This is a genomic window from Oceanobacillus saliphilus, from assembly GCF_023522835.1.
GTDB lineage: Bacteria > Bacillota > Bacilli > Bacillales > Amphibacillaceae > Oceanobacillus > Oceanobacillus saliphilus.
The window spans coordinates 110,373-129,705 of the sequence record NZ_JALCZU010000011.1; the positions used below are offsets into that span (position 1 = coordinate 110,373).

Here is a 19,333-nt window from a genome sequence, read left to right on the forward strand (position 1 = left end):
TGTGGCAGGTTGCTGGCGTTTATTGGTAAACTAAAAAACTAGAAGGTTATCTGAAGGGGGAGAGAGCGATGAGTCAAACGTGGAATGATAGAACACCACCACATAATATAGAAGCGGAGCAATCTGTAATTGGAGCTATATTTCTAGAGCCCCAAGCATTTTCGACAGCATCTGAGTTACTCGTTCCTGAAGACTTTTATCGTGCAAGTCATCAGCGGATTTTCGCTGCCATGATGAGTCTTTCCGAAAAGGGAGAGCCCATTGATGTTGTCACGGTCACAACCTATTTAAATAATAAAAAACAGCTGGAAGAAGCAGGTGGCGTAACCTATCTTTCACAAGTAGCGGAAAGTGTTCCGACAGCTGCCAATATAGAATTTTACAGTAAAATTGTTGAGGAAAAAGCAATCCTTAGACGACTGATCCGAACGGCTACGGACATTGTGACTTCTACTTTTGAAAAGGAAGACGAAATTGAAGATTTACTGAACGATGCAGAAAAAAATATTCTTGAAGTTTCCGGACGTAAAAATACCGGAGCATTTAAAAATATTAAAGATGTATTGATTGATGTATATGATAATATTGAACAGCTTCATCAGCAGCAAGGTGATGTGACTGGTGTCCCAACAGGATTCCATGATTTGGACCGGATAACTTCTGGGTTTCAGCCAAATGATCTAATCATCATTGCAGCCCGACCTTCAGTTGGTAAAACCGCATTCGCCCTTAATGTTGCTCAAAACGTAGCTGTGAAAACAGAACAGAACGTAGCTATTTTCAGCCTGGAAATGGGTGCAGAACAACTTGTCCAGCGTATGCTTTGTGCTGAAGGGAATATCGATGCACAGCGGCTTCGTAATGGACAGCTACAGGCAGATGACTGGGGAAAGCTGACAATGGCTATGGGGTCCTTATCTAACGCTGGAATCTATATTGATGATTCCCCAGGGGTCCGTGTCAGTGAAATCCGCTCCAAATGCAGACGTTTGAAACAGGAGCATGGACTAGGCATGATTCTGATAGATTATTTGCAGCTTATTCAAGGAAGCGGAAGTTCTCGTGAAAACCGACAACAGGAAGTATCGGAAATCTCCCGTTCTCTAAAAGCACTTGCCCGTGAATTAAAGGTACCTTTAATAGCCTTGTCACAGCTATCCCGTGGTGTTGAATCCCGTCAGGACAAACGTCCAATGATGTCGGATATCCGTGAATCAGGAAGTATTGAGCAAGATGCTGATATCGTAGGATTCCTTTATCGTGATGATTATTATGATAAGGAAACAGAGAAGCAGAATATTATCGAAATCATTATTGCCAAGCAACGTAATGGCCCGACTGGAACGGTTGAACTTGCATTCGTAAAAGAATACAACAAATTCGTTGATCTGGACCATCGTTATCAACAGGGCGACGTCCCCCCAGCGATGATGCAGCAAGCATAGTTATATACAAAAAAACAGCCCTTTTAACAGGCTGTTTTTTTGTATACTATTTTTATAAGCTACTTGTGTAATGTTTGTTAAATTACTCGCAATTTCCGTCGCACTGGGCGTTCCAAAACCAAGAGTTATGGTTTTTTTTATTATGAGAATTGGAAAGGGGATTCAAAAAAAAAATTTGGAATCTTATGGTAGTATAAATGGAAATTCTGATAAAGTGTACTTAAAGTAACTTGCAGATTTGTTGAATAACAAAGGGGGGGATTTTATGAATATTATGGAAAAAATACTTACGCCTGTGTTGAGTTCCATAGCTTTAGCATTGATATTATCTTTTGGTTCTGAATATTTTTTATCAATAATAATGTACTCCTTGCCTGTATTTCTCATTGGTGGAACCCTATTCTCATTTGCAGTTGATAACATTTTAGAAATGGTGAAACTTAAGAAAAGATACTATAATTATCTTATTTCTTTTATTCTGTATGGTATCGGAGGAGTTATAATTATTACTATTTTTGCATTGTTTCAAGGTAGTATTTCAGAAGTTTCTCTTACCCCTTTGCTTGTGCTTGGAGTCCTTCCTGGATTGATTTATTTTCATTTAAGCTTAATTTTAAATACATTGATTAGTAAGATTTGAATAGACGATATGTGAATAGATGTACTTAAAGTAACTGGTGCTTATCTTCAAAAAGAAATTTTAATATTTACGATTCACCGTCTTTTTTCAACGGAACAATATCACCATTAGGAAATTCCTTTACAAGCTTTCCGTCTTTTTCATATACGATATATGTGTTATTAGCTTTTGCATCAATTCTCGCTCGTTCACCAGTCATTTTAGCCCATTTACTTAACCATTCATATTTTCTTTTAGGTTCATTGTTTTGTTCTAACATAAGCAACACCACCTTTATATAAATTATATCAGACTAATTATTAAATTTATAAGGTATTTGAAATGTACAGAATTTGTGATAGCTTTCACTTAAAGTAACGGGTGCAATGTTGCAAGAAGCTGCCCTCTTTTACCTAAAGATAAGTATTAAGTTTTAACGTTATCGTAATACACTATTGAAAAGGAGAATGTACCTTTGATTTTACATACAGAAGTGACTGGATAGTTTATCCCGTTTGTACGCTAGTGTGTTTCGTCCAGGGTGTTATTCCTTTTTAACCTCTAATGGTACGTTTTCTTGCTCCCGAATAGGTATAGCAACAAAATAATAATCATAAAAGCAGCCGAATAGGTAAAGGTCATGCCATATCCGACAAATTTTGCTAGGAATCCAAGCCCAATTGATCCAACGGCCAAACCAAAGTCAATAAAAATAAGGAGCATCGAATTGGCTGTTGCTTTTTTCTCGGGTGGAACAAGGGTTAATGCCCAAGCTTGTGTAATGGGATGGATGATGGCAAAAGCGATTCCGAATAATGCCCCGGAAACGAGAACGATCACCATACTAGTAGAGAAACCTAATAAGACCAAGCCAACAGTCCCTGAAATAGCACCTGGAATAATTAGAATTCTGTGACCGAATTTATCAAAAATCTTACCGGAGAAAGAACGAACGACTACCATTGCGATCCCTTGTGCGATGAAGAACTGCGAAATACTTCCACCAACATTAATCTCATTACCAAACGCCCCCATAAAGTTTACCGTTCCTGCAATGGCCATATAATTTAACGATACCAAAATACTCGGAAGAAGGACGCGCTTATCGAACATGTACGTATAGAAAGGTTCATTATCGGTAGTCTGTGGAAGTTCCTTTTCTTGTTTAACCGTATTCTTTGTAAAAAAACTGCACAAAAGTGAAAAAGCCATCAGGCCCATAGTCAACATCATCAACGACAGGAAGGAATAATTTGCAAGATAAGCAATAGCGATTAGTGGTCCCATTGTCGTTCCAACGCTTGTAGACATTGCGAAAAAAACAATACCCTCACCTAAGCGAGATTTAGGAACGATATTACTTGATATCGTAAAGACTAAAATCGTAAGCATACTAAAACCAATACCTTGTAGCGCTCGAATGAATATTAAAAATCCGATGGACTGATTTATAAATGTAAGACCGATTGTGCCCAAAAAATAAATGAGAGAAATAATGAGGAGTAATTTCATGTTAATCTTTTGGATAATGACACTTGCAAAAAAGCGTGTAATTAGTGATGCTGTCATTAAGGTCGTGGTCATGATTCCTGCAATCGCAGGATCATCACTAATGGCTGTTACAAAGATGGGGAAGCCTGCCGTAATCATATAAAATGAAGCGAACATGACTAAAGACAATAATATAATAATGAAATATTGGTTTGTCCATAATTTAACTTTTACTTTACCCATGTTATATAAGACCACCTTTCAATAAGTATTTCTAAAAATAGTGATGATTTATACGTGAAATTACTTTTAAAATCATGACAAATTTATTCTACCCATATTTTTAAGAAGTATTTAAAGTTGAATTCAATAAAGCAATTAATAATGAAAGTACTATCCAGAAAGTACTATCCAGGACCTTATATAAAAGAACATCGTATGACAAACTATGTGAAAATGAAGTTGTTGGAAGTATATTGGAGGATAAAAGCGAAATTGTACGGAATTGTGTCTTTTAAGTCTCGCATTACAATTAGCAAGCAAAATACATAACGAAACAATGGAATTTGACGTTTGAAACTATAGAAAATAAGGTTTAAGGTTAAACAATGGGTGTAATGCTGATCGGATAATAGCGGGGATTTGAAAATGAATCGTAGTAGGATTCATTGTTTTCTTATGTATTCATGCTGATAGATAAGTAGCATGACTTTTTACATATGGCGTCAACAACGAAATTAGAGGTGAAAATGTGGCAGTAATTGAAGCAAAAAATTTATCAAAAGTGTTTGGCAAAAATACAAAACAAACATTAAAACTTATGGATAAAGGTTTAACCAAAGATGAAATCTTAAAACAAACTGGTAATACAGTTGGGGTAAACCGTGCGAATTTCTCCGTTGAAGAAGGAGAAATATTCGTCATCATGGGCCTTTCCGGAAGTGGAAAGTCTACTTTAGTCAGATTGTTGAATCGGCTAATCGAACCGACAGAGGGCAGCATATTGATTGAGGGCCAGGACTTGGCACAAATGGATAAAAAAGCATTGCGAAAAGTACGTAGAGAAAAACTGAGTATGGTGTTCCAGCAATTTGCTTTATTTCCGCACAGAACGATATTGGAAAACGCAGAATTTGGCCTGGAAGTACAAAATGTACCAAAAGAAGAGCGCAAAAAAAAGGCAACAGAAGCTTTACAAATGGTTGGTTTAGGTGATTATATCCATCAGAAGCCTGGACAATTATCGGGTGGTATGCAGCAACGGGTTGGTTTAGCCCGGGCGTTGGCCAATGACCCGAAAGTGTTGTTGATGGATGAAGCATTCTCCGCGTTAGATCCTCTTATTCGAAAGGAAATGCAGGATGAGCTGATTGATTTACAGTCCTCGATGAAAAAGACCATTATTTTTATTACACATGATCTCGATGAAGCATTGCGGTTAGGAGACCATATTGCACTGATGAAAGATGGTGTTGTCGTCCAAATCGGAACACCAGAGGAGATTTTAGTGCATCCAGCTAATGATTATGTTGAAAAATTTGTCGAGGATGTAGACAGATCTAAAATATTGACTGCAGAGCATATTATGAAACGCCCTGAAACAGTTAATATAGACAAACATGGCCCGAGGGTCGCGCTTGAGCGGATGCGTGAAGAAGGAATATCCAGTATTTTAGTGATCGACGGAAAGCGTAATTTAAAAGGGTACATAACAGCAGAAGATGCTTCTCATGCCCGGAAAAATGAGAGTAGTAATTTAATAGATATTTTACGAACAGATATACCGAAAGTGAAAAAAGAAACAACCATGCATGATATATTCACCATTATTCACGATTCGCCGACCCCTGTTGCTGTCGTTGAAGACGATAAGTTAGTAGGAATTATCGTACGTGGGGCAGTGATTGCCGCTTTGGCTGGAGATGGAGAGGTGAATTTATAAATGCTTCGAAATACGTTAGATTTTATACCAGAAATACCGATAGCAGAAGGAACCGAGATTGTAACCGATTGGCTGAAAAATACCTTTTCGTTTGTTTTCAATCCGATTAAAGAACATTTTGGAAATTTAATGGAGTTTGTAGCTGAAGATATCTTGATGAATATCCCACCAATTATTTTTATTATCCTGGTCGCTTTGCTTGCCTTTTTTGTAACTGGTAAAAAGCTGGGATTAGCTGCCTTTTCCATTGTTGGTCTCGTACTGATTTACAATCAAGGCCATTGGGATGACTTGATGAATACCGTGACATTAGTCTTACTTGCAAGTTTATTGTCTGTAATTATCGGTGTTCCAGTTGGAATAATAATGTCGAAAAGTAAAATTGCCAACGCGATATTTACGCCAATCCTTGACTTTATGCAAACTATGCCGGCATTTGTCTATTTGATTCCTGCCGTGGCATTTTTCGGAATTGGGATGGTACCTGGTGTGTTTGCATCATTGATTTTTGCAACACCACCTACTGTTCGATTTACTAATTTAGGTATTCGACAAGTTTCCAAAGATTTAGTCGAAGCTTCCGATGCATTTGGAAGTACTGGTGTACAGAAACTTTTCAAAGTAGAACTCCCAATGGCCAAAGCAACGATTATGGCTGGTATCAACCAAACAGTCATGCTTGCCTTATCCATGGTAGTTATCGCATCCATGATTGGTGCACCTGGCCTCGGTAGTCAAGTTCTATCCTCCCTACAGCGTGCCCAAGTAGGAACAGGGTTCGTTGCCGGATTGGGAATTGTTATCTTGGCTATCATTATTGATCGCATTACACAGAATATGAATAAGAAGAACGTGTAAACAATTGCTGGTTACCTTTTCCATTTGAGAAAAGTTCCATATATTAAAATACGTAGGAAAGAGGAGATAATATGAGTATATTTAACTGGAAACGTCTAGGAGTCATATCCGGACTTTCATTAGCATTGTTCGCTGCTGGTTGTGGAGCTGCAGACGAGGAAGAAACAGACAACGGATCCACGACTGAAGGTACAGAAGAAGCGGCAACAATCGATGGACAGGAAATCGAATTGGCATATGTCGAATGGGAAACAGAAGTTGCTTCTACACATGTCGTAGGGAAAGTATTGGAAGATATTGGATATGATGTGAAAGTTACTCCACTTGATAATGCAATTATGTGGGAAGCTGTTGCAAGTGGCGAAGCGGATGGTATGGTAGCGGCTTGGTTACCAGGAACACATGCAGCCCAATATGAAGCATATGGTGATCGAGTAGTAGAATTAGGTGAAAACCTTGAAGGTGCTGCGATCGGTTTAGTTGTCCCTACGTATATGGATGTTAATTCCATTGCTGATTTGGATGAAGAAGCTTCTCAGACCATTACTGCTATTGAGCCTGGAGCAGGGGTTGTAGCTGCTGCAGAACGGACGCTTGACGATTACGATAATCTTGGGGATTGGACTGTACAAACTTCTTCAAGTGGTGCTATGGCAACAGCATTAGGTGAAGCATATGAAAATGAAGAAGAAATTATTGTCACTGGCTGGTCACCACATTGGAAGTTTCAAGCTTATGATTTGAAATATCTAGAAGACCCTGAAGGAACGTTTGGTGAAGCTGAAGTGATAGCAACAATGGTCCGTGAAGGTCTGGAAGAAGATATGCCTCAAGCGTATCAAGTTTTGGATAACTTCTATTGGACTCCTGAAGATCTGGAATCTGTCATGCTAGCTATTTATGAAGGAGCAGATCCAGAAGAAGCTGCAGCTGCATGGGTAGAAGAAAATGCAGATACAGTAGCTGAATGGACAGAAGGAATTGAATAAGTAAGTTTCTACTAAAAAACAGGCTGTGATAAGTAACAGCCTGTTTTTTTGTTTGCTAGCAGTGTATAACGAAAAGTAATTAATCCATATTAACTAATATACGAAACTTCATATAAAAATAGTTATAAAATAATACTATTTTACCGTACAATATGAAAATAACATCTTTATAACGTTCGTATTTCGGATTGACTTCACACTTTATTATTGATAAAATTACAATTGGTAATAATAAAAACATATAATCTACATAAATTTAATGGAGGTGCACGATGTCCTCAGTAGTAGTAGTTGGAACACAGTGGGGCGATGAAGGAAAAGGGAAAATCACTGACTTTCTATCGCAGAATGCAGAAGTAGTTGCTAGGTATCAGGGAGGAAACAATGCGGGTCATACAATCAAATTTGATGATGTGACATATAAATTGCATTTGATTCCTTCAGGTATTTTCTTTAACGATAAAATTTGTGTATTGGGTAATGGGATGGTAATCGATCCAAAGGCTTTTGTGGAAGAGATTGCTTACCTGCATGAGCGCAATGTGTCGACAGACAATCTGCGCATCAGCAACCGTGCACATGTGATTTTGCCATATCATTTAAAATTGGATATTCTTCAGGAAGAAGAAAAAGGCGAAAACAAAATAGGTACGACCAAAAAAGGTATCGGTCCTGCTTATATGGATAAAGCAGCACGTATGGGCATTCGTATCGCAGATTTAATGGATAAAGATGCTTTTCGTGAGAAACTGGAACAGAATTTGAAAGAAAAAAATCGTATGTTTGAAAAAGTTTATGAAATAGAACCAATGAAAGTAGAAGATATCTTGGAAGAGTATTATGAATATGGCCAGCAAATGGCTCAATATGTAACAGATACTTCTGTCGTGCTGAATGATGCACTTGATGAGGGACGTCGTGTCCTATTTGAAGGAGCACAAGGTGTCATGCTGGATATTGACCAGGGTACGTATCCATTTGTCACTTCGTCCAATCCAATCGCCGGTGGAGTTACAATCGGTTCTGGAGTAGGCCCGACAAAAATAAATCATGTTGTTGGTGTATCCAAAGCGTATACGACACGCGTTGGTGACGGACCTTTCCCAACGGAACTGCATGATGAAATTGGTAATCAGATCCGTGAAGTTGGCCGTGAATATGGAACAACAACCGGCAGAGCACGTCGCGTAGGCTGGTTTGATAGTGTCGTTGTACGCCATGCACGTCGTGTAAGTGGCATTACCGATCTATCGCTGAATTCAATTGATGTCTTATCAGGCATTGAGAGTCTAAAAATTTGTACAGCTTATCGCTATAAAGGGGAAGTTATGAAAGAATTTCCTGCGAGCTTAAAGGTTTTGGCTGAATGTGAGCCTATATATGAAGAAATGCCAGGCTGGACCGAGGATATTACCGGTGTTAAAAGCTTGCATGAACTGCCAGTAAATGCACGTCATTATTTGGAGCGCATATCTCAATTAACGGAGATTCCGTTATCTATATTCTCTGTTGGACCAGATCGCTCACAAACAAATGTCGTACGTAGTGTCTATAGTCAATAATGCAACTAGCATACAAAAAAGCTTGAGGGAATTTTTCAACCTCAAGCTTTTTGACTTTAATTTAGTATGTTGCTTTTTTAATTAAAGCATCCGTTTGTTAATTTTTAATAAGGAAATAGATGCGCTTTTAACAGCCACACCCGTTAATGGTATAGCAATAACGCTTTAAAAAGAAGTTTACTCTCCTAGATTTTTTAACCATTCACGTAATTTTGCTCTTGGATAGTACACCTTATTATTTATAATAATATGTGGTACGTCTGAGTGTTCTTTAATTAGATACTTTGCATCTTCTTTTGATATACCCATAAAGTGATGCACATCATTTTCCGTTATTAATTCGTGTTCATCATCTTCATCAAAGATTGCACTAAAACTTTTAGCATCTGGATTCTTAAAATTTTTCAGTCCGTTACCTATAAAATACCCTGCAACAGCAATTCCTAGAGCTAGCCAAATTAAGTCAAATTCCATATTGTTATCCCTTCTTTAGTATATTCTTATTCCATTAAAGCACGAGTTATATGAATCTCGGTACCTTTATGTACGAATTAGAATAAATAAAGTTCCACTATTGATAAGCTATTCTCCCAATACCGCTTAACTTGAGTATATCCTCAATCAACCATTACACATCTTTGTCCTCACGATTTATAGAATCCTTATCTGACTTTCCCAAATAATTTAAGAAACCAGCCGACGATAAAATAACTAACATCGTATAAACGAAACTCATCTCTTCCCTCCTAACGAGTTGACTCCAATGTTAATTCGTCTATATTAATAACCGCTTTCAATTGTTGTGACAAATCCAATGGTACCCACCAAATCAAGAACAACATTAATGCACCAATTTCTAATGCAAAATCTTTTGTTTGAATATCCCTACTCTATTTAACGAAAATTAAAAATAAAGTAAATAAAACAATATAAATCGTATCTACAATTGCAAGATATAGACCGATATTCGACTTTTTAAGTTTTGCTATGCTGTAATTAAATACCGTATCATAGAGACCAATTATAAATAAAACCACTGAGATAATAAGGATGAATGTACTTTCCGTCATTAATATTGCAATTATGTACAACATCCATCTTCTGAAAAAATTAAAAGTCAAAGAGAAAAGCAGCATCCCAAGGTTATCTGGCGTTAATAGCATTTCTTTCTCATCATCTGATGAAATAGATCCTAAGTTTTCTTTTATCTCCTTATGCTCCTTAAGATAGCCAATATTAATATACAGAAGGATACAGCAATATAACAGGCTAAACACAATTTCATTATCCTTTACAAGCTCTAATAAGCTGATTAGATTCACGACCTCTCTTAATATACCTTCTATACGTTTCTATTGATTTATAAGTTTCATTTTTTGAAATAAACAATTAATTTTACAAAAAAATTACTAATTCTTCTTTCAATTCTTCTGCCCGTTAGTTGAAGGAACTTAATAGTCAAAATCTATAATTATATTTTACCAAATAATGTTATCATTCTCTTAATGTACCAGGAAGTGAAATAACATCCTTATACCCGACGACAAAATCTATTGTCAAGGTACTATTTATGGTGCTAATTGCATCTATCAACGAAAACGGAACTACTTAATCTCCCCATGACAACCTCTTTTTTGGAAGATAGGAAGGTATGGAACTTTCCTATCTGCATAAGTGCAACGAAGGCTTGGTCATTTGCCGATTTTTTCATCGTATTTACATATAAACTGTAAAATTTTGGGTCTAATTATACAGTTTCTTTACATTGTTCGACATTCCCTATTTAATCCTTTTTACCTATGTTAGATTATAGGTAACTAAAAGTCTAACACACATTAACTATTGATAGATTGTATCAAAGAATGTCGGAGGAAATACGGGAATGTTTACTAGATATACAGAGAATAATACGGGAAAGAGTAAGAGTTTTTTCAGAAAAATTGTTATAATTGCTTGTTTAGGCATCGCTTTTACAGTTACTACGGCTTATGCTAATGATGGCCTTGGCACGGTTTATCATGTCTATGTCAATGAGGATCATGTTGGGAAGGTTGACGATAAAGAAGTCGTTAACAACCTGATTGATAGCAAGGTGGAAGAAGGGGAAGAGGAATTTGAAAACCTCTCGATAACAATCGGTGAGGAAATATCTTATATACCTGAAAAAGTATTCAATGCTTCAACGAATAATCAAAAAGTAGCAAATCGCTTGGATGAAGAGCTTTCCATCAAGGCAAATGCGGTAGAACTTAGAGTAGATGATGAGACGGTAGGTTATTTTGATAGTGAGGATACTGCAAAGGAAGTATTGAAGCAGTACATAAGCGCATATGTGGATGAAGAAAGCGTGAAAGAGATTAGATTTGAGAAACAGAATGATGACTTAATCATTGCAGGTATGCCGAATCCGGACAAAATCGATCTTTCTGCAGATGAAAGTATCGTAATGGATCTAACATTGTCGGGAAATATATCCATTTTAAGTCAGAAAGTGTTGCCGACTGCAATCTTAAGTGCCGATGAGGGCATTGCTATGCTGGAAAAAGGAACACTTGAAGATAAAGTCCATACCGTAAAAGAGGGCGAAGTTTTAGGTGGGATTGCGGCAAAATATGAGTTATCCGTAAATAAATTAGTAGAGCTGAACGATTCATTAGATAAAGATTCCATATTGAAACCTGATCAGGAAATTAATGTAACGGAATATGAAGCATTTGCAGATATTATTGTATATGAGGAAAAAAAGATGGAAGAATCTCTTGAATTTGAAACAGAAATAATCGAATCCGATGATATGTACAAAGGGGAAGAGAAAGTTAAACAGCACGGTAAGGATGGAACAAAGGAAGTTCTTTATTCCATCGAGAAGACAAACGGAAAGCAGACAGATAAAGAAGTCCTCCAGGAAACGGTAACGAAAGAACCGGTTAAAGAAATTGTCATGAAAGGAACGAAAGTAATAAGTTCTACCGGTACCGGTAACATGGTTTGGCCTGCTGTTGGAGGTTATATTTCAAGCCATGTTGGAGAACGTTGGGGGAAAACACATAAAGGAATCGATATTGCCCGGCCAACGAACAAAAATATACTTGCAGCGGATAACGGCGTCATCGAATCTGCAGGATATAACAGTGGCGGTTATGGAAATAAGATTGTTATAAATCATAATAATGGGATGAAGACAATTTATGCCCATCTTGCTTCCATTGATGTGAAAGTTGGCCAAGTTGTAGAAAAAGGCAGCAAAATAGGTGTAATGGGATCTACAGGGAATTCTACAGGAATTCACCTTCACTTTGAAGTTTACAAAAATGGATCTCTTCAAAACCCAACGAAATATGTAAGTCAATAAAGAAAGGCTGACCTTAATGAGTCAGCCTTTCTTTATTGTATTGGCCTTCGGTTGTGAAAGTGCACAGCAAGAATACGAAGAAAATTTTCAGGGAAAGACATATTGGTCAATTTGAGTTAAAATAGAGAATAGTAATGGAAGAAAAGGATGTGGCTAAAATGAATCAAAAAATATTAGTAGTAGATGATGAACAGCCAATTGCAGATATATTAAAATTTAACCTAGAAAAAGAAGGATATCAGGTAATCATAGCCAATGATGGCGATACAGCGATTGAACTGGCTGAGAGCGAAAAACCTGAATTAATATTATTAGATATTATGTTACCTGGTAAGGATGGTAATGAAGTTCTGCGTGAAGTGAGAAAGACACAAACCGTTCCTGTAATCATGCTTACGGCAAAGGATTCAGAGATTGATAAAGTACTCGGTCTCGAGCTTGGTGCTGATGACTATGTAACGAAGCCTTTCAGTAATCGTGAACTGATTGCACGTGTAAAGGCTAATCTGCGCCGACAACAGGTTCCGGATGAAACAGTGAAGGCAACAAAAGATATCGTCATTGGTGACTTGACGGTACATCCGGATGCATATGTCGTATCACGAAAAGGTGTGCAAGTTGAATTGACACATCGTGAATTTGAATTATTGCATTACCTTGCCCGTCATATTGGACAGGTTATGACAAGGGAACATTTACTTGAAACGGTATGGGGATATGATTACTTTGGAGATGTACGAACCGTTGACGTTACCGTTCGCCGTCTTCGTGAAAAAATTGAAGAAAGTCCAAGTAATCCGGTATGGATTGTCACAAGACGTGGTGTTGGCTATTATTTACGTAATCCTGAGCAGGAGTAGTTGTTATGAATAAAGTTGGTTTTTTTCGTTCCATTCAATTAAAATTTATCATCATTTATATTCTATTATTGCTTCTTGCTGTTCAGGTTATTGGATCTTTCTTTACCCAAAGGTTGGAGGATGACCTTCTTGATAGCTTTAAGGCTTCAATCAGTGAACGTGTGGAGCTGCTGAGCTATAACCTGGAGCAGGCTTTTGATAGAGAGCGCAGTGAAGAGGATGAGGGACCAACTTTAGTGGAAGAAATTCAGCAAATCGTACAGGATATCAACACGGATAATATTGCTACGACCGTAAATGTCATTAATAATCAAAGCCAAATAATTGGAACGAATAAACTCAATCAACAGGAAGAACTTGGAAAAAGGATAACGCGACCGTTAGTTCAACAAGCGTTATTTTTTGATTCGCCCCAAAAAGAGGAGTATTGGGATACCGAATCCGATAGCCGTGTATATGTGCATGTAGAACCATTAATCGACTCGGAAGGGATTACGGTAGGTGTTATTTACTTCCAATCCTCACTGGATGAAGTTTATGGTCAGGTCGAAGATATTAATACTATATTTTTGCAAGGGTCCATCCTCGCAATCAGCATTTCAGCAATTCTTGGTATTCTTGTAGCACGAACGATTACAAAGCCGATCATGGAGATGAGAGAACAGGCCCTGATTATGGCAAACGGAGATTTCACCCAAAAAGTCAATGTATATGGAAAAGATGAGATTGGGCAATTGGCAGAAACCTTTAATGATTTGAACAGCCGGCTCAAGCATTCCTATGCCACTATTGAGGAGGAGCGGAGAAAACTCAGCTCTGTGTTATCCAATATGTCCGATGGAGTAATCGCAACCGATAATTATGGTTCGATCACATTAATGAATGATGCTGCAGGAAGATTGATCGGAGAGAATCCGGAAGAAATTATCGGCGATTATTTACTCGATGTCCTCCAATTGGAAGGTAAAGTAATCGATTTGACGGAGCTGCAGGATAGTGGCTCCATGATTATTGATTTCAGTGATGACGATGCCCCATTTCTTATAAGGGCTAACTTTTCCACGGTTTCCGATGATGAGGACGAAATAACAGGGTTTATAACTGTTATCAGCGATGTTACCGAACAGGAAAAAGTGGAACAGGAACGTCGTGATTTCGTTTCGAATGTTTCACATGAACTGCGCACACCGCTGACAACAATGAAAAGCTATATTGAAGCATTGACAGATGGAGCCTGGGAAGACAAAGAGATTGCTCCAAGATTTCTTCATGTTGCTCAAAATGAAACAGATAGAATGATTCGTATGGTTAACGATTTACTTCAGCTCTCTAAGATGGACTCGGATGAATTGCCATTGCATAAAGAGCGTACAGATTTTGTAAGTTACTTCCATCAAGTGATTGATAGATTTGAAATGAATACACCCGAAAAGATAATATTAAAAAGAGAAATACCAAAAGGACAATCGTTGGTATGGATGGATAAAGATAAGATGACACAGGTTTTGGATAATATTATTAGCAACGCAATAAAATATTCTCCGGAAGGCGGAGAAATCCGCATGAAGCTGGATATCAAAAGACATTACTTGCTCGTAAGTATTGAAGATCAGGGAATGGGAATTGCTTACGATAAACTCGAAAAAATCTTTGAAAGATTTTATAGGGCAGATAAAGCAAGGACAAGGAAACTTGGCGGAACAGGTTTAGGACTTGCCATCACGAAAGAATTAGTGGAAGCACATCACGGAAAAATTTGGGCAAAAAGTAAAGAAGGTAAAGGGACAACGATCCTCTTTACACTACCGCTGATGAGTAAGAAGCGGAGGGATATCCGATGAAATTGGAAACAGCAAAATCATTTATATTAATCATCCTGATTGGCACCAGTTTAATTCTTACATTTGGGGTGTGGAATTACAGGGCTGAAGTAGGCACTCTCAGTGGTGAATCGTACGCTGAAGTCAATTTGGGTGGCACAGACGAAGAGACAAAGAGAAGTTTAATCCAACCGAGCGAAATCATTTTTAAGTCCCATGGGAATTATTATGGGTTTTCCGAACCAGAACGGTTGGAGCAGCTCTATGAGGACATGCAAGCCTGGGTCCTCACAGATGTTACAACAGAGCTTGGTAACGAAAGGACTGCCAATCATCAAGAAGTCGAAGTTATTTTTCCGGATCCTCTACCGATGGATTTATTCAGTAGTTTCCTGTCCATTGAGGACGATATAATGATGCCTGGTTGGACATTTGAGCGATTCTATATTACGTTTCAGCCTGATACATCATCACTGGAAATAGAATTTTTCTCGAATGATAGTGACAGAAAAGCAGTCGCTACTGTAAATAACTCGAGTAGTTACCAACAACTCTGGTCATTCATGACAAATTTGGAATCAGATATGTTCCGGGAATATACCGTATTCAATAATGGTGAGAAGGATATTTATGTTCCATCAGGTGATATCCAATTAAATAAGGAAACCATGCGATATACAAGAATTTCACCATCTACTATGAGAGATGTATTATTTCCCAATCCAGGAGTGGTCATGGAATCGACAACACCGCAAATTGGTTTGACCTTTTTTACGGACAGTCGTCAGATGCGTGTCAGTGCGGATCGATTTGCAATGGAATATGTCAATCCGTTTACGGAGAGCACGGATCCACCGCTAAATGCAGCGAGTCTTCTGGATAGAAGTATTAAAAATATTAATGACCACGCGGGGTGGACTGCTGATTATAAATTGGCAGAGCTTAATGTCTACCAAAGCCGTGTAAAATATCGTATGCATTTTAATGGTTATCCGGTATTTAATAGTGCAGACCCTGATTTATCCATTATCGAACAGAAGTGGAACAGTCAACAATTGGAAGAATATCGCCGTTCGCTTTTTCAATTGGAGGATTATCTCCATCAAAGTGAAGTGGAAATAGCAACGGCTGAGAATTTTATTGCGAATTTACTAAATGTTGCTGATTACAACAGAGAAGATATTCAGGATATTAAAATTGGTTATCGATTAAGGGTGAATGCTGAGACGAACTCTATCGATTTGGAACCAAATTGGTATGTGAAAATTAACGGAAACTGGAGATTACCTGTATTTAATGAATTAACAAGTCAAAAAGGAGGAGATTGAGGATGCAATGGGGACATATCAAAACACTTTTTATTCTCAGTTTCCTCATTTTGAATATATATTTGCTTGTTCAATTTGTGGATAGGCAAAGAGATTCGGATATAGGTGTACTCGATAGTGAAGATCAAAGTTATGAAGAGCTTTTTGAGTCTGAAAATATTTCACTTCCAGATTTGAACGAGGATGTAACCGAAGCAAACTATATCAATGTATCTGAAATAACGTTTACCAGTGAGGAAATTGATCAGTTAAACAGCATGGAAGACATTGCAGCAACACTGGTCGAAGATAATTTTATACTCACTCAATTTGAAAAACCGTTGCCCTTGCCAGAAAACGCAGATGTCAATAGTATAACAGCCCTTCTTGCCCCGTACATGCTGTATCCTTCCGAATATACGTATTGGGCTTGGAATGAAGAGACGAATATTCTTATATTTTTTCAAGAGATAGATAACAACAGAACCATTTATTTTAATCAGAATGCATTACTGCTCTTTTATATCAATGACAATGATGAAATTACCCATTATACCCAGACAATGCTCGGAGAAGCGGAGCAGCAGGGGAATGCTGAAACACTTCTTCCGCAGATAAATGCGATTGGATCACTTTATGATCGTGGTTCCCTTGCGCCCGATGAGGATGTGACTGATGTGGAACTTGGATATCTATCACGGATAGAATCGCAGGTTTTTGCCCCTACATGGAGGATTACGATCGATGAGGAAGAGAATTACTTTATTAATGCAATTGAAAATCTCACCTATCCAGGGGAAGACATGGAATTTTTACAGACGACCATCGATAAATATATGGATAAGATTGAGATTTTGCCAGAAGACAATGAGCTAAAAGAACCTTTTACAGCAGTAATAAACCAGAAGTTTGAAACAGAAAATCGGAGTGAACCAGAATGACATTACGTTTTAGTGTACTGGCATCAGGAAGCACAGGAAATGCTTTTTATATCGAATCAAATGAACAGAAATTCTTGGTCGATGCGGGACTTAGTGGAAAACAAATGGATTTGTTATTCAGCAAAGTCCATGTCGATCCTTCATCCTTAACAGGAATTTTGGTGACACATGAACACAGTGACCACATTAAGGGGTTAGGCATCATTGCGAGAAAATATAACCTACCAATCTATGCAAATGAAAAGACGTGGAAAGCGATGGAGAAGTCTTTAGGAAAGCTTACTCTGGACCAGAAGTTTGTTTTTGGGATGGAAGAGGTAAAAACATTTAAAGACATGGATATTGAATCTTTTGGAGTATCCCATGATGCTGCAGAGCCAATGTTCTACACTTTTCGCCATGATGGAAAGAAAGTAGCTCTCGTAACAGACCTTGGTTATGTTTCAGAGCGGATTAAAAAAACGGTTGAAGATGCGGATGCCTATATATTCGAAGCGAATCATGATGTAGGTATGCTTCGAATGGGGCGTTATCCTTGGAGTGTAAAAAGAAGAATACTTGGGGACTCAGGCCATGTTTCCAATGAAGATTGTGGACTTGCACTTACGGATATTATAAGTAACCGGACAAAACGGATTTATCTTGCCCATTTGAGCTTGGATAACAACATGAAAGACCTTGCCCGCATGTCTGTCCAAAATGTTCTGCGGGAAAGAGGCATTGAGATAGATTTGTATGATACCGATCCCAAGAACCCGACGGCTTTGTATGAGGTCGTTTAAATTGTTTAATATTTTTCCGTTTAAGGTAATACTAATATATATCATATAGCAAGGAGACCTTAAATATGGGATATTATAATCAGAATTACAGGAACACTCGTAAACTGAGTGGAAGATGGTTAATTCCCCTTCTAACGGGTGTCTTTATTGGTGGATTATTGGTACTTATTGTTATACCAGGATTATTCAACATGGACAGGGATACCGTATCTCCAGTAGAAAATGCAGAAGAACCAAGTACTAGAAATGATGGGTCGATTAACCAAGTGCTGCAGGTTGATGTATCAACCCAGATAACAGAAATTGTCGAAGAAGTGACTCCGACAGTTGTCGGTATTACCAATATTCAGCGGCGTAACGATTTCAGGCAACAGCAGGAAGGCGTAGAAGCGGGCACAGGATCTGGTGTAATTTATAAAAATGAAAATGGCTCTGCCTATGTGGTGACGAACCATCACGTAATTGAAGGTGCCGATTTGGTAGAAGTTGTTTTAGCGAATGATACCCATTTGGAAGCGGAAATTATCGGGAGTGACCTCTTCTCGGATTTGGCCGTATTGCGAATGGATGGTTCCCAAGTTGAAAAGACAATTCAAGTTGGGTCTTCTGCGAATATAAAAGTAGGTGAACCTGCCATTGCAATAGGGAATCCCCTTGGACTTTATCTTTCAAGTACAGTAACCCAGGGAGTCATTAGTGGGACGGAGCGAACCATTCCACAGGACTTCAATCAGGATGGACGCGCAGACTGGCAAGCTGAGGTTATACAGACTGATGCAGCCATTAACCCAGGTAATAGTGGTGGTGCATTGATTAATATCTACGGGCAATTGATCGGAATCAACTCCATGAAAATTAATCAGGAAGCTGTAGAAGGTATTGGATTTGCCATCCCAATCGACACCGCTGTCCCAATCATTGAAGAACTCGAGACGACTGGTGAGGTTATACGTCCATATATAGGCGTTGAAATCTATTCCCTAGATGAAATTCCACATATGGAGTGGAGAAATACATTGAACCTTCCTGCTGAAGTTGAAGGAGGCGTTTATGTGTGGAATATTGAACCTCTATCTCCTGCAGACAGGGCTGGAATGCAGCGATTGGATGTTATTACACAACTGGACGGAAAGCAAGTCATGAATATGATTGATCTGCGGAAAATCCTTTATCAAGAGAAGGAGATCGGTGACGAGGTAGAAGTCATATTTTATAGGGATGGAGAAAGAAATGTTACAACCATCATACTTGGAACGCAATAAAAGTGGCTGGGACATAACTAGCCAAAATGAATAAAAATGGTTCCGTTCATCGGTTTTTGGATGATCGGAACCATTTTTATTTGAATTATTTTCATCATCTATT

General features: G+C 38.1%; 17 protein-coding genes. 13 read left to right on the forward strand and 4 right to left on the reverse strand.

All coding sequences use genetic code 11. The features are described from left to right. Positions 1–68: 68 nt before the first annotated feature. Positions 69–1,445 carry a replicative DNA helicase gene (dnaB, locus tag MN204_RS17035; protein ID WP_249872290.1) on the forward strand — a complete coding sequence of 459 codons (1,377 nt, stop codon included), beginning with the start codon at positions 69–71 and terminating at the stop codon, positions 1,443–1,445. 265 nt (positions 1,446–1,710) lie between these two features. Then, positions 1,711–2,085 (forward strand): hypothetical protein, encoded by a 375-nt coding sequence (locus MN204_RS17040; RefSeq protein ID WP_249872291.1) that lies wholly within the window; start codon positions 1,711–1,713, stop codon positions 2,083–2,085. 67 nt (positions 2,086–2,152) lie between these two features. Here MN204_RS17040 and MN204_RS17045 read toward each other — a convergent pair whose 3' ends face one another. Then, the gene (locus MN204_RS17045) at positions 2,153–2,344 is read right to left on the reverse strand and encodes a hypothetical protein (protein ID WP_249872292.1); all 192 of its coding nucleotides are present in this window, start codon (positions 2,342–2,344) and stop codon (positions 2,153–2,155) included. Between the two features lie 281 nt (positions 2,345–2,625). After that, a complete protein-coding gene (locus MN204_RS17050; RefSeq protein WP_249872293.1) occupies positions 2,626–3,798 on the reverse strand; it encodes an MFS transporter in 1,173 nt (390 codons plus the stop codon). A gap of 508 nt (positions 3,799–4,306) precedes the next feature. On the opposite strand from MN204_RS17050, the gene MN204_RS17055 reads away from it, so the two are divergent. From MN204_RS17055 to MN204_RS17070, 4 genes are all read left to right on the forward strand, one after another. Further along, positions 4,307–5,497: a quaternary amine ABC transporter ATP-binding protein gene (locus MN204_RS17055; protein ID WP_249872294.1), complete on the forward strand. Its 1,191-nt coding sequence runs from the start codon at positions 4,307–4,309 to the stop codon at positions 5,495–5,497. Next, a complete protein-coding gene (locus MN204_RS17060; RefSeq protein WP_249872295.1) occupies positions 5,498–6,355 on the forward strand; it encodes an ABC transporter permease in 858 nt (285 codons plus the stop codon). It abuts the gene before it with no gap. A 71-nt stretch (positions 6,356–6,426) separates the two neighbouring features. After that, on the forward strand, positions 6,427–7,344 hold the full coding sequence (locus tag MN204_RS17065; RefSeq protein ID WP_249872296.1) for a glycine betaine ABC transporter substrate-binding protein: 918 nt from the start codon (positions 6,427–6,429) through the stop codon (positions 7,342–7,344). A 272-nt stretch (positions 7,345–7,616) separates the two neighbouring features. Continuing rightward, positions 7,617–8,906: an adenylosuccinate synthase gene (locus MN204_RS17070; protein WP_249872297.1), complete on the forward strand. Its 1,290-nt coding sequence runs from the start codon at positions 7,617–7,619 to the stop codon at positions 8,904–8,906. A gap of 177 nt (positions 8,907–9,083) precedes the next feature. On the opposite strand, the gene MN204_RS17075 is transcribed toward MN204_RS17070, so the two are convergent. Both MN204_RS17075 and MN204_RS17080 read right to left on the reverse strand, forming a co-directional pair. Then, positions 9,084–9,380, reverse strand: coding sequence for a DNA-binding protein (locus MN204_RS17075; RefSeq protein WP_249872298.1), 297 nt, complete (start codon positions 9,378–9,380; stop codon positions 9,084–9,086). Positions 9,381–9,796: 416 nt separating this feature from the next. Then, the gene (locus MN204_RS17080; protein ID WP_249872299.1) at positions 9,797–10,228 is read right to left on the reverse strand and encodes a hypothetical protein; all 432 of its coding nucleotides are present in this window, start codon (positions 10,226–10,228) and stop codon (positions 9,797–9,799) included. A 560-nt stretch (positions 10,229–10,788) separates the two neighbouring features. Here MN204_RS17080 and MN204_RS17085 point away from each other — a divergent pair. The 7 genes from MN204_RS17085 to MN204_RS17115 all read left to right on the forward strand — a co-directional run bounded on the left by MN204_RS17085 (position 10,789) and on the right by MN204_RS17115 (position 19,230). Further along, on the forward strand, positions 10,789–12,258 hold the full coding sequence (locus tag MN204_RS17085) for a M23 family metallopeptidase (RefSeq protein ID WP_249872300.1): 1,470 nt from the start codon (positions 10,789–10,791) through the stop codon (positions 12,256–12,258). Positions 12,259–12,416: 158 nt separating this feature from the next. Further along, complete coding sequence (gene yycF / locus MN204_RS17090) at positions 12,417–13,118, forward strand: response regulator YycF (protein WP_249872301.1); 702 nt, start codon at positions 12,417–12,419, stop codon at positions 13,116–13,118. Positions 13,119–13,123: 5 nt separating this feature from the next. After that, positions 13,124–14,959, forward strand: a complete 1,836-nt coding sequence (walK, locus tag MN204_RS17095) for a cell wall metabolism sensor histidine kinase WalK (RefSeq protein ID WP_249872302.1) — start codon at positions 13,124–13,126, stop codon at positions 14,957–14,959. Then, on the forward strand, positions 14,956–16,266 hold the full coding sequence (locus MN204_RS17100) for a YycH family regulatory protein (RefSeq protein ID WP_249872303.1): 1,311 nt from the start codon (positions 14,956–14,958) through the stop codon (positions 16,264–16,266). The genes walK and MN204_RS17100 overlap by 4 nt, the downstream gene beginning before the upstream one ends. A 2-nt stretch (positions 16,267–16,268) precedes the next feature. After that, positions 16,269–17,186: a two-component system regulatory protein YycI gene (locus tag MN204_RS17105; RefSeq protein WP_249872304.1), complete on the forward strand. Its 918-nt coding sequence runs from the start codon at positions 16,269–16,271 to the stop codon at positions 17,184–17,186. Next, positions 17,183–17,968 (forward strand): MBL fold metallo-hydrolase, encoded by a 786-nt coding sequence (locus MN204_RS17110; protein ID WP_249872305.1) that lies wholly within the window; start codon positions 17,183–17,185, stop codon positions 17,966–17,968. The genes MN204_RS17105 and MN204_RS17110 overlap by 4 nt, the downstream gene beginning before the upstream one ends. A 65-nt stretch (positions 17,969–18,033) precedes the next feature. Continuing rightward, positions 18,034–19,230: a S1C family serine protease gene (locus tag MN204_RS17115; RefSeq protein WP_249872306.1), complete on the forward strand. Its 1,197-nt coding sequence runs from the start codon at positions 18,034–18,036 to the stop codon at positions 19,228–19,230. The last annotated feature ends 103 nt before the right edge of the window (positions 19,231–19,333 follow it).

What these genes read in the sequence shown, in the direction of transcription:
- MN204_RS17050 (WP_249872293.1), bottom strand. Translation starts at nt 3,798, where the DNA reads ATGGGTAAAGTAAAAGTTAAATTATGGACAAACCAATATTTCATTATT.
- MN204_RS17085 (WP_249872300.1), top strand. Translation starts at nt 10,789, where the DNA reads ATGTTTACTAGATATACAGAGAATAATACGGGAAAGAGTAAGAGTTTT.
- MN204_RS17100 (WP_249872303.1), top strand. Translation starts at nt 14,956, where the DNA reads ATGAAATTGGAAACAGCAAAATCATTTATATTAATCATCCTGATTGGC.
- MN204_RS17115 (WP_249872306.1), top strand. Translation starts at nt 18,034, where the DNA reads ATGGGATATTATAATCAGAATTACAGGAACACTCGTAAACTGAGTGGA.
- MN204_RS17065 (WP_249872296.1), top strand. Translation starts at nt 6,427, where the DNA reads ATGAGTATATTTAACTGGAAACGTCTAGGAGTCATATCCGGACTTTCA.
- walK (WP_249872302.1), top strand. Translation starts at nt 13,124, where the DNA reads ATGAATAAAGTTGGTTTTTTTCGTTCCATTCAATTAAAATTTATCATC.
- MN204_RS17070 (WP_249872297.1), top strand. Translation starts at nt 7,617, where the DNA reads ATGTCCTCAGTAGTAGTAGTTGGAACACAGTGGGGCGATGAAGGAAAA.
- MN204_RS17060 (WP_249872295.1), top strand. Translation starts at nt 5,498, where the DNA reads ATGCTTCGAAATACGTTAGATTTTATACCAGAAATACCGATAGCAGAA.
- dnaB (WP_249872290.1), top strand. Translation starts at nt 69, where the DNA reads ATGAGTCAAACGTGGAATGATAGAACACCACCACATAATATAGAAGCG.
- MN204_RS17110 (WP_249872305.1), top strand. Translation starts at nt 17,183, where the DNA reads ATGACATTACGTTTTAGTGTACTGGCATCAGGAAGCACAGGAAATGCT.
- MN204_RS17045 (WP_249872292.1), bottom strand. Translation starts at nt 2,344, where the DNA reads ATGTTAGAACAAAACAATGAACCTAAAAGAAAATATGAATGGTTAAGT.
- MN204_RS17105 (WP_249872304.1), top strand. Translation starts at nt 16,269, where the DNA reads ATGCAATGGGGACATATCAAAACACTTTTTATTCTCAGTTTCCTCATT.
- MN204_RS17040 (WP_249872291.1), top strand. Translation starts at nt 1,711, where the DNA reads ATGAATATTATGGAAAAAATACTTACGCCTGTGTTGAGTTCCATAGCT.
- MN204_RS17075 (WP_249872298.1), bottom strand. Translation starts at nt 9,380, where the DNA reads ATGGAATTTGACTTAATTTGGCTAGCTCTAGGAATTGCTGTTGCAGGG.
- yycF (WP_249872301.1), top strand. Translation starts at nt 12,417, where the DNA reads ATGAATCAAAAAATATTAGTAGTAGATGATGAACAGCCAATTGCAGAT.